This window comes from Oceanobacillus alkalisoli, from assembly GCF_021556485.1.
GTDB classification, from domain to species: domain Bacteria; phylum Bacillota; class Bacilli; order Bacillales; family Amphibacillaceae; genus Oceanobacillus; species Oceanobacillus alkalisoli.
On sequence record NZ_JAKGBW010000024.1, the window covers coordinates 18,304 to 32,922 of the forward strand.

The following is a 14,619-nucleotide window of genomic DNA, read 5'->3' on the forward strand; positions in this document are numbered from 1 at the left end:
TTATTTGTTACTTTTTCAAGTAGTTCTTCGCTTATTATTTTTCAACATGCGCCAAAAAACCCCTTGTTTGGGCGAAAAAGCAAACGCAAGTATAAATAGGACTGTAGCCACTAGCGCAATCACTGGTCCAGATGGCAAGTTATAAATAAAGCTGAAGTACAAACCAATTACTGCTGATAATGCACCAAAGAACGAAGAAAGTACAACCATCATTGATAAACGGTTGGTTAACAAATACGCAGTAGACGCCGGTGTGACCAGCAAGGAAACAACTAGAATAACGCCAACAGTTTGTAGGGAGGCAACTGTAACGAGTGTCAGAAGAACCATAATGCCATAATGTATAAAACGAGTTTTTAGTCCGTAGACCGCTGCCATAGTTTCGTCAAAACTGGAAACGAGCAGTTCCTTGAAAAAGAGAACGACTACAACAATTACGATGCACCCAACTATAATTGTTAGCCACATATCTGAAGTTCGGACTGACAAGACGTTTCCAAACAATATTTGTGTTAAATCGGTTGCACTACGAGCCATAGTAATTAGAATGATTCCTAAGGCAAAAGCAGCCGAAAACATAATTCCAATTGAGGCGTCACTTTTTATGCGACTATGTTGATTTATAAAGCCTATTCCGACGGCGGTCAACACACCAGTTACGACCGCACCGTAAAAATAATTGATGCCGAGCATATAGGAAATTGCTACGCCAGGCAGAACAGCATGAGAGATAGCGTCTCCCATTAATGCCATGCCACGCAAAATAATGAAACTTCCGATCACGCCACATATAATACCGACCATAACAGACGTTATAAGGGCCTTCTGCAAAAATTCATATACAAATATATCCTGCAAAAACGCCATTACACTTGCCCCCCAAAGTTTTCCGTCATTAGAAATGGTGTTTGAAATGCCCTCTGCATAATTTCTGGCTGGAATATTTGGTTAACAGGACCTACCCCAATTAACTCCTTATTAATCAAGATTAGCTCTTCGAAGTAATTTTCCACTTTCATTAAATCATGATGGACAACGAAGACTGTTTTACCTTCATTCCGTAATGATCTAAGAATATTGATAATTACCTTTTCACTTGATACGTCTATCCCAACAAACGGTTCATCAAGGAAAAAATAAGTTGCTTTCTGAGCAAGAGCCCGTGCCAGAAACACTCGTTGCTGTTGACCACCGGACAATTCGCCAATCTGATGATGCGCAAATTTCTCCATTCCAACTTTTGCAAGGCAGGTCATAGCCCACTCTCTGTCCTCTTCTTTTGGACGCCGTAATAGACCAAGCTTCGGATACGTCCCAAGCAATACGGTATCTTTAACAATGATTGGAAAGTTCCAATCTATGTTTGAACGCTGCGGGACATAAGCGATTCTTTTCCGAACAGCATCTAGTGGCTGACTTTCAAACGTCATTTTGCCACTGTCGCGCGGAATGAGGTCGAGTACCGCTTTCATCAGTGTCGACTTCCCCGCTCCGTTTGGACCTAAAATACCGATTAATTTGCCGGTTTCTAATGAGAAATTAACATTTTTTATAACCTTCTTACCATAATAAGAGACATTCAAATTTTCTACGTCTATTGTTGGCCGCATGACTTTTTCCTCCTTATTCATTAATCAGTTTATTTTTTTGCCATTAGGACGTTTTTATAACTTAAGCTATAAAAGTTTACCAAGGGAAACATTGGGGTAAAAAATTAATTCATGGTATGTCGTAACGAACAAAAGTTTATATAATGCAACTTTTTATTTATTATAGTACATGGGAATGTTTTTTGTAAGTCCAAAAGAAGAATTTCCGATTCTAATGCTTCGTGTCTCTAAAAACTGCAGTCCCAAATATTCAATTAAGATTAGTACAGTCAAGGGACTGGGACATAATGAATTTGAGATAGGAAGTTCAGACAAATTTTAACGAAAGGCTCACTTCCCACTCAAGAAGTATAATATGTCTTTTGCGGGTGACTGGTGAGCCTCTATAGGAGATAGGCATCCTGCGAATTCTCACCGAGGCCTTTCTTCCATAAGTCTTCGATTTTTTCAATATCTCATAGAACAGATCGGTCATTATGTCCCAACTCTAATCCGGCTTGTTATTTGAAATTATCACCATATCGTATAGTGTTTTATGAGATTTTGGAGAATGGCTCATACAGAAGTAACAATTTAATGAAAATAAACATCACTTCTAGTTTCATTCCTTGTTCCTTGTAATCGATTATCAATCAGTTAGTTGTTAATAATCGAAGTCCATTGAGTATAACGACCAAAGTACTTCCTTCATGAATAATTACACTGATTGCTATATCTGTAAGTCCCAGAGAACTAACTACAACTAAAAAGGCAACAACTGCCATTGAGAATATTATATTTTGCCAAATTACACGGTTCATTTTCGAGGAAATTTTATGGGATTTCACTAATTTAGATATGTCATTCTGCATTAAAACCAGGTCAGAAACGTCTACCGCAACATCCGTACCATCTCCCATAGCAATACCGACATTTGCATTTACAAGGGCTGGTGCATCATTCACACCATCTCCCACCATTGCCGTCACTCCATATTTTTGTTTTTGTTGATTTATAATATTAGATTTATCTTCAGGCATTACATTAGCAACAACTTCGTCAAGACCTAGCTGCTCGGCAACTGCTTTCCCTGTCATCTCAGAGTCACCGGTAATTAGAGTGGTGTGTATACCAAGTTTCTTAAAGTAATCAATGGTTGCTTTCGCTTGCTCTCTCGGAACATCCATAAGGGCTATCAGCCCAATGACTTCTTCATCTTCTGCTACGTATACAACAGTCTTTCCTTCTGAAGCCCACTCATTGTTTAAATCGATATACTCATCGGAAACATCATCAAAAGAAGTAGGTTTACCTATACGATAATTTTTTCCGTTAAAGTCACCTGTTAGACCTTTCCCAATCTGGTTTGTGACTTCGATATCTATCTTATTTTTTGCTTCAAATTTTTCCAAAATAGCATTTGCTAGTGGGTGATTTGATTCTTTTTCTAGAGCCACTATGATATCGATAATATTTTCTTCATTCACAGAATCAGCAAAATAATAATTTGTTACTTCAGGTTTTCCGTTAGTAAGGGTTCCTGTTTTGTCGAAGGCAATCGCATCTATGTCCGCTAACTGCGATAAGTAAGTACTTCCTTTGGAAAGCACTCCTTGTTTTGCAAGGTTAGATGTTGTTGACAGAGTCACTGAAACAGTACTTGCTGCGAGGGCACAAGGTGAAGCTGCAACTAAAAGGACTAAACCTCTATAAATACTCTGTGACCATGTCCAATCAAGTAAAAAAGGAGCAAGTAACATTACTAATGGTATAACGATCAAAACTAAATTAACATATTTAGGCTCGAACTTTTGTATAACACTTGCAGCTTTTGTTTGATTATCTTGGTTTTGATTAACCAGTTGTAAAATTTTGGAGAAGACCGTATCTTTACTTTCTTTCGTGACTTCCATCGTAAAAGTACCTGTTCCATTAATCGTGCTCCCAAAAACTCCATCTCCCTTAGACTTCTCTTTGGGAATACTTTCCCCATTTATAGAAGATTCATCAATGGAGGTAGTGCCAGATAGTATAATTCCATCAATCGGCACTTGGTCACCATTTAATACCTGAAGATGATCACCAATCTTTAATTCGCTTACATCAACGGTTTGTGTATTTCCGTCAGGCATAATCCGTCTTGCTGTAGTTGGATTCATTTCGAGCAATTTAGTGATTTCTCTTTTACTTCTTCCTTCAGCGTAATCTTCAAGAAAATGGGCACCAGAAAAAATGAGAATTAATAGTGTTCCTTCCCAAAAGTTCCCCATAAGAGAAGCGCCAATTGCTGCTAGCCCCATTAAGATATGAGAGTTGGGGGTGAATCGCCTTTTTATTTTAGTATTTTCAATCGTCTCTCCAATACCTTCAAGGATAATGACATGGTATCCAGCTGCGATTGTAGCTATTGAAAATAATATATTTTTCAGTAATAAATTTCCATTATCTAAAAATAATGCAATTATAGCCAATCCTAAGCCGATAAAATATAAAATAATTGGCATTTTCCCATGGTCATGGTTATGCTCATGGCTGTGACTTTCTTGTGAATGATGCTCTTTAATCTCTCCCATTTTATCACCTTCCTAAAAATCTGATTTATCACCGGATACACCCGCTTAATCTCCGTACTCCCGACCGTCACCTGAAAACCTTTGTATTAGCAAATCCTAATGATGACAAGCATGTTCTATTGTCTGTTTCAGCATATGCATTACATGTTCATCGTCATGTGAGTAATATAATGTTGTACCATCTCTACGATATTTCACTAAACGTAAATTTTTAAGAAAACGCAATTGATGTGATACGGTCGATTGTTTAAGATGTAAGGTTTCCGCAATTCCGTTCACTGAGAGCTCTTTATCGAACAATAAATTAAGTATTCGAATTCTTGTTGGATCACCTAATGCTTTAAAGGTTTGAGATACTATAAATAAAGTTTCTTCATCCAAGTCCCTTCCGTGTATTTCTGACTGCTCCTCTTTATTTTCCATAATAATTCCCCTTTTAATTTCATTATATAAAAATTCAACACTTACAAATTAGTATATGCATATATCAGTATATGCTCATATATTAACTACTTTACAAATGATTGTCAAATAACACATAAATATAACTGAATATTATTCTGTTCTTTACAACATAAACTAAAAATACACCTATTAAAAGGAGTGATTGTATGGCGATGTCGTGGATAATTAGTGCAGTTGCCTCCGCACTAGGTATTAGTGTCGGTGGTGGTATAGCCTGGATAATGAAAGGGTTACAGACAGGATTCAGCTTCATCTATTCGTTGTGTGCCGGACTTATAGTGGGGTTATTATTTCTAGAAATGATTCCAGAAAATATTGAGTTAGGTGGTTTTGTAAATCTCGCTATTGGAAGTTCAATTGGTATCATTTTATTTCAATACATTCATCAATTAATGGATAAAATTACAATTATCACAGCTAGTCACCAAAAGGATATTTTTGTCCGCTCAGGGGTGCTTCTAACTCTAAGTATTGCTATTCACAATTTCCCCGTTGGTATTGCTCTTGGTCCGACGCTAGGTACGGATATGGGAGAGCTGTTATTAACAACATTAGTGTTACATAACATACCAGAAGGAATGATTGTTTTTACTCCTTTGTTTCTTGCAGGATTTGGCATACTTACTTATTTGTTTATCACGGCAATTATTACATTTCCAATTGCTTTAGGGACATTGCTTGGGCAATTATTTAATATAGAATTACCTTCTCTGCTAGCCTTTATGATAAACCTCTCCATTGCTATCATTTTTATGGTTGCAATAAAAGAGATCTTTGGGGAAGCAGTTAGAAATTCAAATTTATTGTATTCCTTTGTATTTGGATTGTTGGGTTTTGGAATTATATATTTATATCTAATTTCAGTATAAAAAGGTTGATTTTGTAGCTATTATCGTCAAAAAACATAATATAAGAAAGATAAAATGAAAATGTAATCATCCAATTTATCTTTCCCTATTATGTTTGACAAAAAGTAGTTTAAGCTTCTGCTTCATTTTTATTCAACAGATTTTTGTGGTCTAATCAGTAACATAAATATTATTATCAGTGTAAATGCCGTTAATGCCAAAAATGGGATTGTAATGAACCCGAACCAATTAATATATTGCGTGTTACAAGGTACACCACTCGCGCAAGGCTTTATTGCCGCAAAACCAGGTACCTTCTGTTGCAGATAGTGGAAAAGCGAGATAAACCAACCTATTATCGCCATTGGAAGCACATATTTCTTCACCAAAAAATCATTATTAAAAGTTGCTATCCCTAGCATAAGTGCCAAAGGATACATTAATATACGCTGATACCAGCATAGCTCACAAGGTATGAATCCTCGTATTTCACTAAAATATAAACTACCTAGGGTTGCGACGACAGAAACAATCCACGAAAAATATAGAAGTAGTTGTTTTCTCTTCAGTGCATTCATAAATCTATTATCCTTCCAATTCTTGATCAATAAGATTCTTGATAGCCTCATAATCAAATGGATCTTCCAGCATGATGTCGTTTATCATAATGCTAGGCGTCAGTTGAACGTTAAACTCTTCTACCAACTCGACGTCCTTATTAACTTTTTCTATTTCAGACTGTTCTTCTAAGGCCAATTCCAATTCCTCTAAATCAATGTTTTGTATTCCATCTGCTACCTCAAGAACCTTTTCAACCGTTACCCATTGGCTATCATGATTTTCACTTGGCTGTTCTGCAAACAAGGCATTATGGAAATCCCAGTAAACTTCAGGGTTTTGTTCCAGGACAGATTCAGCTGCCAAAGAGGCTAATGTCGATTCTTTCCCGTGAAACGGCGTATTAATAAAAGAAAACTTCACTTTCCCGGTTTCGACGTAATCATTTATCAATTGTGGGTAAATTTTTTCTCCCCACGCTTTACATGCCGGGCATTTAAAGTCTCCGAATTCCACTACCGTTACAGGTGCATCATTTTCTCCTAAAACAGGTTGTTCCTTCACTGGTGGTTGTTCCGCATGCGTTTCCCCTACTTCTGAATTATTTTTATTGGTTAATACAACCAAAGCAACTCCTAATAGAATGATTACTGTAGTTATAATTACTACTATTTTCATTGTAGAGTTTTTACTTTTCATAAAGCATCTCTTCCCATCGTAATTTTTAATAAGGCATCCATCAAATTAAATTACATAGATGAATAATTTCTTTATTGAGGCATCTAGTTAACAAACAGTTAAAACTCAAACAGACTAAAATAAAACTAACAATAAGGATCAATAATAGATACAACTTTTCTCCTAACATTTTTATCCACCTTGCTGTAATCCTACCCGTGGAAATATCCTTATTTATTTTTCCTTCCCTTCAAGACTATCACATATAAAACTCCCAAAATTAAACCTGGCAACCCCGTCCAAAAACAGATGTGCACTAAAGTTGTCAAATAATCCTTAATCGACCCCTCACTCCACAATGTTGCGCAAAAGGTCAAACAAGCTATTCCAAAGATGATCAAGGTCAAAGCTAAAGCCCATTCAATTTTTTTCATATTTATCCCTTCTCCACTCTGGGGAAGCTTAACTCAAATCTTGTTCCTTTGTTCTTTTCGCTACTTACGGTCACCGTCCCATGTTGGATCTCCACTAAGTTCTTAACAATTGCTAAACCCAATCCGGTTCCACCATAATCTCTTGAACGTGATTTTTCTACGCGATGGAATCGCTCAAAGATAAGCGGAAGTTCTTCTTCAGGAATCCCAATACCAGTATCCTCAATAACTACATGTACGTTATCTTTATCCCCCCATGCTCTAATGTAAATAGAGCCCTCAGTCGTATATCTTATTGCATTTACAAATAAATTAATAAAAATCTGTTCCATCCGGTTTCCATCCGCAGAAATAATTAAATCGTCCTTATCCATGCCAACAACAAGGTTTAATCCTTTTTTCTCAATTTCTAATTCGATTTTTAAAATGGATGTCTCTAAAATCTCAATGATATTAATTGCTTCCACCTGGAGATTTATCCGGCCTTCCTCCATTTTTGATAAATCAAACAAATCATTAATTAATCTTAGAATGTGATCTGATTCGTTTTCAATAATGTTCAGATATTGCTGTTTCTCTTCTTCGGTTTTATAAAGGTTATTTCTTAATGCATTTGCATATCCTTTCAAATACGTGATAGGCGTTCGTAATTCATGCGAGATATTTGCAAATAGTTCGCTCCGTTTCGTTCGATATTCATTTGTTTCCACCGCTAGATAATTTATTGCTTTGCCTAAAGAACCTAATTCATCATTTGGTAATGTGTTGACACGCACATTCAAATTCCCTCTCGCTATCTCTCTCGTCGCCCGCTCCATTTCCAACAGTGGCAGTGACATTTTTCTAGAAAGGAAAAATGTAATTCCGAGACCTACAAAAAAAGCTCCTACCGCTGATAAGATTAATAAGTCCCTGACTTTGCGAACTGGTTCACGGGCGTTATCTACAGAGGTTAGAACAAAAAAGGCCCCCTCAAAAGTATTGGAGATGATAATAGGGTGACCGTATCCAAGGTAGACATTGTCGTTCTCTCCATCCTCGATATTTTTTTGAATAGGCTCACCTTTTGATAATTGTCCTAGTTCATTTTTCGTTAAGGGAATCGGAATTCCAGTGTGAGCTATCACTTCACCGCTATCATCCGTTATATAGATCTCTTTATTTGTGAAATAAGCTAGATTAATAAACATATTTATCATTGTATCATCATCAAGGGAAGTCATTGAACCCGCATATTTATGAGATAGCTCAGCAATCTCTTCTATCATTTGATTGTAGTAGAAATTGGAAAAGATTTTATCTGCCACAAAACTCAATGGTAATAATACTGCTAAGATTAGACACATCATAATAACGCCTAGCTTCATGACAATTTTACTCATGTTAGGTTTTATCCTCATCTTTATTATAGAATCTGTAACCCACTCCCCAAACTGTTTTTATCGGGTTATAGGGAAGTCCGGCCTTACGAAGTTTTTCACGGATATTTTTGACGTGTGTATCAATTGCTCTAGAATCTCGATATTCATTTACAGACCAGATTAAATCCAATATAATTTCACGAGTAAACACCCTTTTTGGCTGGCTGGCGATCAAATGAAGAATATCAAATTCCTTTGGCGTCAATTCGATTGGTTTATCCTTTACCTTTACCGTTCTACTATCAAATTCAATCGAGAGATCCGCATAATTTAATGTTGAAGTATCTATTTCTTCCTGGTTCATCTTTTGTCGGCGTATCATGGCTACTACTCTGGCAACGAGTTCTTCTGGGGCAAATGGTTTCGTCAAGTAATCATCAGCCCCGATATTCAGTCCATGAACCCGGTCTTTAATATCACTTCGGGCAGTTAACATTAGGATGGGCATATTTTTAGTCGCCCTAACCGTCCTACATACTTCCCAACCGTTAATATCTGGTAACATGATATCCAATATGATTAAGTTGTAATTTTCTTTATTAACCATCTCTAGGGCTTCCTGTCCACTCTTCGCTTCGTCAATATCGACATCCACTCTAGACAAATGAATCTTTATTAAGTTTCTCATATTCCATTCATCATCAACAAGCAAAATTTTATCTTTCATCTGCAAACCTCATTTAATTTTTATGGGTACACCATTAATAGTATAAGCCATATCACATTTATAATAATCGCATTTATTCCAATCAATGGATTCCATTAATATAATGGTTCGGCGTTCTAACGCATATTCATCTATAATAAGCTCAAGCAAAACCAACCAATAGCTTCCTCCAATAATTTTCGTCTACTAATAATTTTGTAGAAAGTGTGAAGGTTTAACTAGATTCAATGAATAAGGTTTTTATTTGAATTAAAAGTTCAAGAAAAAAACCAAGAACTAGAGGATAACTCTAGGTCTTGGTATGTTACATATTTCCTGGTTATTCTTTTACTCGCATTAGTCGCAAACTATTCAATGCTACCAAAATAGTAGCTCCCATATCTGAAAGGATTGCAATCCAAAGCGTTAACCAGCCTGGAATAACTAATAGTAAGGCAATTATTTTAATCCCAATTGCAAACGTGATGTTTGCTTTAATGATATTTAATGTTTTACGACTAAGCCTCACTGCAAATGGTAACTTACTTAAGTCATCCCCCATTAAAGCAATATCAGCAGTTTCGATGGCAGTATCCGTTCCAGCTCCACCCATTGCTATTCCAACAGTAGATGCAGCTAATGCTGGAGCATCATTGACACCATCGCCAATCATGGCCACATTGCCATATTCTGACTTCATTTTTTTAATATAATCTAATTTATCCTCTGGCATCAATTCGGCTTGAATATCTGTTACACCAACACCCGCACCAATTGCCTCTGCAGTACCTTTATTATCACCCGTCAGCATCGTTGTTTGCTTGATTCCTAACTGGTGAAGTTTTTGAACGACACCTTTACTTGTTTCGCGTACTTCATCGGCAACCGCAATCACGCCAAGGATTGTTTGTTTCGTTCCGATAAGCATGGCGGTTTTCCCTTGGTTTTGTAACACTTTTACCTTGTTTTCAAACTCACGGCTAAAGTCAGTTACATTTAATTCTTTAAAAAGCCTTGGACTTCCAATATAATAGACTGTTCCATTTACAGTCCCTTGGATACCTCGTCCTGTAATAGAAGTGAAGTCCTCCACTCTAACATCTGAATAAGAAATATTTTCTTCTTGAGCCTTCTTCATAATTGCTGAAGCAAGCGGATGCTGTGAGCGATATTCTAAAGCTGTGATGATTGAAAATAGCTCTTTTTCTTCCACTTGATCATTTAATACTTTATAATCTGTCACTACTGGTACACCCTTTGTTAGTGTTCCAGTCTTATCAAAAGCAACCGCCTTAACAGAACCCAATTCTTCCAGATAGATACCGCCTTTGACTAATACCCCTTTTTTGGCAGCATTACCAATTGCCGAAACAATGGAGATTGGTGTAGAAATAACCAATGCACAAGGACATCCGACTACAAGAACTGCTAATCCTTGGTATACCCATGTTCCCCAATCTCCGCCAAAGAATAATGGTGGTACGATGGCGACTAGGGCTGCAATAACCATAATAGCCGGGGTATAATATTTTGCGAATTTATCTACAAATGCTTGAGCAGGAGCACGCTCTCCCTGTGCTTCTTCGACAAGATGGATAACTTTAGAGATTGTACTATCTTCCACATATTTTGTTACCTTTACCTCAAGTAAACCTTCTTCATTAAGCGTACCTGCAAACACTTCATCATCTTTCGTCTTAGCAACAGGAACGGATTCACCGGTAATAGCTGCCTGATTAACAGCTGACAAACCATTCACAACGACCCCATCCATGGCGATTTTTTCACCCGGTTTGACTAGCATGATATCCCCAACAACGATATCATCTACATGGATGGTAATTTCTTGTCCATTTCTTCGAATAAGCGCCTCTTTCGGAGCAATCTGCATCAACGATCGAATAGATTGTCTCGCCCTATCCATAGAAAATCTTTCTAGTGCTTCACTAATTGCGAAGAGAATAACAACAATGGCCGCCTCTGCCCACTCACCGATAATCGCTGCTCCAATAACAGCCACGGTCATTAAAGTTTTCATATCGAAATCAAAACGTATCAGGTTTTGAAAACCCACTTTAAATAGGGAATATCCCCCGATTACAATCGAAGCTACAAAGAGTAATATTGTTACAAGGTTATCTTCTCCATTCACAAAATGCGAAAGGTAACCAAAAACAATGAGTAACGAAGCGTATATTAACTCACTGTGTTTCTTGTAAAATGGTATTTTTTCTTCTTTTTGAACTTGATTGTCTTCTCTTGTTTGTTGTACGGTTTGGCTTGCTAACTTTTCAGGGAATACTTTTAGATTCTCAAAGGCCCCAGCTTCTTCTAGCTCTTCTACCGTTGTGTTTCCATACACGTCAATTTTAGAAGCGCCAAAGTTTACATTAGCATCCTGAACCCCTGGAATTTCTTTCACATTCTTTTCAAATTTACCAGCACAGTTTGCGCAAGAAAAACCTTCCACACGATAAATATTCTTATCGTCTGTAGCCACAAAATTGGCTTGCCTTTTTGGTTTTTCTGGCATTACTTTAAGATTTTCAAAGGCACCTGCTTCTTCTAATTCTCCAACGGATGCGTTTCCATACACATCAATTTTAGATGCGCCAAAATTTACCTTAGCGTCCTGTACGCCTGGAATTTTCTTCACGTTCTTTTCAAACTTCCCGGCACAGTTTGCACAAGAGAAACCTTCCACACGGTAGACATGTTTATCCTCAATTGGGGCGGGTTCAACACGTCGTCTTTTAGGTTTTTCCGGCACTACTTTAAGGTTTTCAAAAGCACCAGCCCTTTCTAGCTCTTCAACGGTTGCATTTCCAAACACATCAATTTTAGAAGCGCCAAAATTTACCTTAGCATCCTGTACACCTTGAATCTGTTTAACATTCTTTTCAAACTTCCCTGCACAATTTGCGCAGGAGAAACCTTCTACACGATAAACTTGTTTATCTTCTGATAACTTTTTTGCTGTATTATCCAAGATTCATTACCTCCTGTTGGTGTTCGAAGGCTGTTTCAATGAGGTGTTGAACGTGATCATCATCTAGTGAATAATAGACTAACTTCCCTTCTTTTCGGTACTTTGCTAATCCTAGGTTATTCAACAATCGTAAATGGTGAGATGCTGTAGCATCTGAAGATTCTATTATATTTGCCACGTCACACACACATAACTCTCCTTCTAAAGACAAAACATAAGCAATTTTAACCCTCGTATCATCCGATAATGCCTTAAATATTTTAGCTACTTCCATTGGATTTTGTTTCGCCAAGTCTTTTTTTGCTCTTATTACCTTTTCTTCGTTAATACAGGTAACTTCACATGTATCTTTAGCCATTATACTCCCCCTTATATTCAAATGATCGTTTGTATATAGTAATTAATTTTATTATATTCCAGTTTAAACTAATAGTCAAAGAATTGTTTGATTATAAAATAAATCTCTAATTAAACCAACTTAAAATCAAACTAAAAGTATCATTTTCATACATAATCATAATACCCAAAGCTACAAAGACAAGGGGAACAATAAGCTTTTCAAACTTTTCAACGGTTTCAGAGATACCTTTTACAGCTGCCAATCGTTTGCAAAAATATAATAACACTGTAGCCAAAACATAATAAATAGTAATCGTCACTATTAATTCGACTGTATTTAAGGTAGTGAAATATGGAATATAAACGCCTAGATTATCTCCACCTGCAGCTAACATAATGACTGCTACACTAAGTAGGAAGCTGGAGAACCGATTAGTATCTATAGTTTCCTCTTGACTCTCGCCATCTTCCTCCTTTTCAAACAAAATTTTTAAACCGATGTATATTGGAACCAAACCAAGCAATCCAATCCATTGCTGTGGTATTAGTGCAAGACCAAAAGCTGCCAAAAGACTAATTAAAATTAGTATTGAAAATCCTACATATTGCCCTAAAGCAATATCTCTTACAGCCCTTTTTCTCCTCTTATTTTGAGCGAATAGAACTACTAATATGACAATGTAATCAATACTTGTCGCTATGTAAGATACGATAGCTGATATAATCGTTGTTACCAAAATAAATCGCCCCTATTTACAATTTATATATGCCCGGTAGTAGGCACACTTTATTATTCAAATGTTCCTTTGAATAATATATCTATATACGAACAAAAAAGCTAGTTTCTAATATTAGGAACTAACTTGAAATTTATTAAAACATTATCTTAAAAAAACCTGACCTATTGTATATATTCAACAAGAAAAGGTGCTCCTCCTTTTTCAAGGATTGCACCCGTTAGCACAAGAAGTAACTGTTTACCAATAACTTCCTGTTCTAATTTTTTGCCACACAATTCTTTAAAAAGGTAATAGCTAATCCCATTTATTAATCTGGCTCTACATGGACATGCACATCATACACTTCATAGTCGTTCATCATGACTTCCTCAATGTGTGTAGCTATCTCATGTGCCTCTCTAATATTCAACGTAGAATTAACAAGAATGACAACATCTATTACCTCGTTGTTTCCATAATTTCTACCTTTAATTTCCTTTACTCCTTTACTCCTTTAACTCCGTCCACATTTATGATCACTTCTTGGTAAAGCTGAATTTTGCTTTCATCAAATCCATCTGAAAGCTCATGGGAAGCTCCTTTAAAAATACCCCAAGCCGTTTTGCAAATTAATATCCCTACAATAATTGCAGTCAGCGTATCAATCCAAGCCATATTTAATTGCGAGGCAAATATACCAATCGCTGTGCCTATACTTACCCAAGCATCCGAAAGATTATCTTTTGCGACTGCCATAAGAGCTTTACTTTTAATTTTGTTAGCTAAATTTTTGTTATATCGATAAACAAAATACATAGCAAGTCCTGAAAACACACCTACATAGGCAGCTAAAATATCTGGGGTCTCTTTTCCTCCTTGAAAAATAGAACCAATACCATTAATCAATACTTGCAGACCAACTGCCATCATAATAAAAGAAGCAATCATTGATGCAATGGATTCACTTTTCCAATGTCCATACCGATGATTCTTATCGGGCGGTTTTTGTGCTAACTTGAGTCCTATCAGAACAGCTATCGATGCAATAATATCAGTTGTATTATTTAAACCGTCCGCTTTTAGAGCATCTGAGTCACTTATATATCCAATTACCAACTTTAAAATAGAGAAGAAGATATAAGCAACAATACTAATGATTGCTCCACGTTCTCCTAATTTAAGATTTCCATATTTTTGCTCATCCACGCAGTAATCCTCCCACCGAAGTACTTGTATGAATATCATACAATAGCAAAAACGGGTGGGTCTACAGAAATCTTTTTATATCAATCTATATTAGTAAGCAATGTGCAAGTAAGTTGTCTTCATGAAAACTTTCTATTAATTTTCCTTATTAAAA

General features: G+C 36.5%; 13 protein-coding genes and 1 pseudogene. 1 reads left to right on the forward strand and 13 read right to left on the reverse strand.

What is annotated here, in order from left to right; all coding sequences use genetic code 11:
- Positions 1-15: 15 nt before the first annotated feature.
- The 4 genes from LZD48_RS17415 to LZD48_RS17430 all read right to left on the reverse strand — a co-directional run bounded on the left by LZD48_RS17415 (position 16) and on the right by LZD48_RS17430 (position 4,585).
- On the reverse strand, positions 16-867 hold the full coding sequence (locus LZD48_RS17415; RefSeq protein ID WP_235763978.1) for a metal ABC transporter permease: 852 nt from the start codon (positions 865-867) through the stop codon (positions 16-18).
- On the reverse strand, positions 867-1,610 hold the full coding sequence (locus LZD48_RS17420; protein ID WP_235763979.1) for a metal ABC transporter ATP-binding protein: 744 nt from the start codon (positions 1,608-1,610) through the stop codon (positions 867-869). Before LZD48_RS17420 ends, LZD48_RS17415 begins: the two co-directional genes overlap by 1 nt.
- Before the next feature lie 632 nt (positions 1,611-2,242).
- Positions 2,243-4,162, reverse strand: coding sequence for a heavy metal translocating P-type ATPase (locus LZD48_RS17425; RefSeq protein WP_235763980.1), 1,920 nt, complete (start codon positions 4,160-4,162; stop codon positions 2,243-2,245).
- Positions 4,163-4,258: 96 nt separating this feature from the next.
- The gene (locus LZD48_RS17430; RefSeq protein ID WP_235763981.1) at positions 4,259-4,585 is read right to left on the reverse strand and encodes an ArsR/SmtB family transcription factor; all 327 of its coding nucleotides are present in this window, start codon (positions 4,583-4,585) and stop codon (positions 4,259-4,261) included.
- A gap of 188 nt (positions 4,586-4,773) precedes the next feature.
- Here LZD48_RS17430 and LZD48_RS17435 point away from each other — a divergent pair, with 188 nt between their 5' ends.
- Entirely contained in the window at positions 4,774-5,496 is a 723-nt protein-coding gene (locus LZD48_RS17435) for a ZIP family metal transporter (protein WP_235763982.1), read from the forward strand.
- Positions 5,497-5,624: 128 nt separating this feature from the next.
- Here LZD48_RS17435 and LZD48_RS17440 read toward each other — a convergent pair whose 3' ends face one another.
- The 9 genes and pseudogenes from LZD48_RS17440 to LZD48_RS17480 form a co-directional block, all read right to left on the reverse strand.
- Positions 5,625-6,053 carry a disulfide oxidoreductase gene (locus LZD48_RS17440; RefSeq protein WP_438822774.1) on the reverse strand — a complete coding sequence of 143 codons (429 nt, stop codon included), beginning with the start codon at positions 6,051-6,053 and terminating at the stop codon, positions 5,625-5,627.
- A 7-nt stretch (positions 6,054-6,060) separates the two neighbouring features.
- Complete coding sequence (locus LZD48_RS17445) at positions 6,061-6,732, reverse strand: DsbA family protein (RefSeq protein WP_235763983.1); 672 nt, start codon at positions 6,730-6,732, stop codon at positions 6,061-6,063.
- Between the two features lie 209 nt (positions 6,733-6,941).
- Complete coding sequence (locus LZD48_RS17450; RefSeq protein ID WP_235763984.1) at positions 6,942-7,145, reverse strand: hypothetical protein; 204 nt, start codon at positions 7,143-7,145, stop codon at positions 6,942-6,944.
- Positions 7,146-7,147: 2 nt separating this feature from the next.
- Entirely contained in the window at positions 7,148-8,527 is a 1,380-nt protein-coding gene (locus LZD48_RS17455) for a sensor histidine kinase (protein WP_235763985.1), read from the reverse strand.
- Position 8,528: 1 nt separating this feature from the next.
- Entirely contained in the window at positions 8,529-9,233 is a 705-nt protein-coding gene (locus LZD48_RS17460; protein ID WP_235763986.1) for a response regulator transcription factor, read from the reverse strand.
- Positions 9,234-9,552: 319 nt separating this feature from the next.
- Positions 9,553-12,201: a heavy metal translocating P-type ATPase gene (locus LZD48_RS17465; protein ID WP_235763987.1), complete on the reverse strand. Its 2,649-nt coding sequence runs from the start codon at positions 12,199-12,201 to the stop codon at positions 9,553-9,555.
- Entirely contained in the window at positions 12,194-12,559 is a 366-nt protein-coding gene (locus LZD48_RS17470) for an ArsR/SmtB family transcription factor (protein ID WP_235763988.1), read from the reverse strand. The genes LZD48_RS17465 and LZD48_RS17470 overlap by 8 nt, the downstream gene beginning before the upstream one ends.
- 106 nt (positions 12,560-12,665) lie before the next feature.
- Positions 12,666-13,277: a CadD family cadmium resistance transporter gene (locus LZD48_RS17475; protein ID WP_235763989.1), complete on the reverse strand. Its 612-nt coding sequence runs from the start codon at positions 13,275-13,277 to the stop codon at positions 12,666-12,668.
- Positions 13,278-13,587: 310 nt separating this feature from the next.
- Positions 13,588-14,465 (reverse strand): annotated as a pseudogene (locus tag LZD48_RS17480) (cation diffusion facilitator family transporter).
- Positions 14,466-14,619 lie beyond the last annotated feature (154 nt).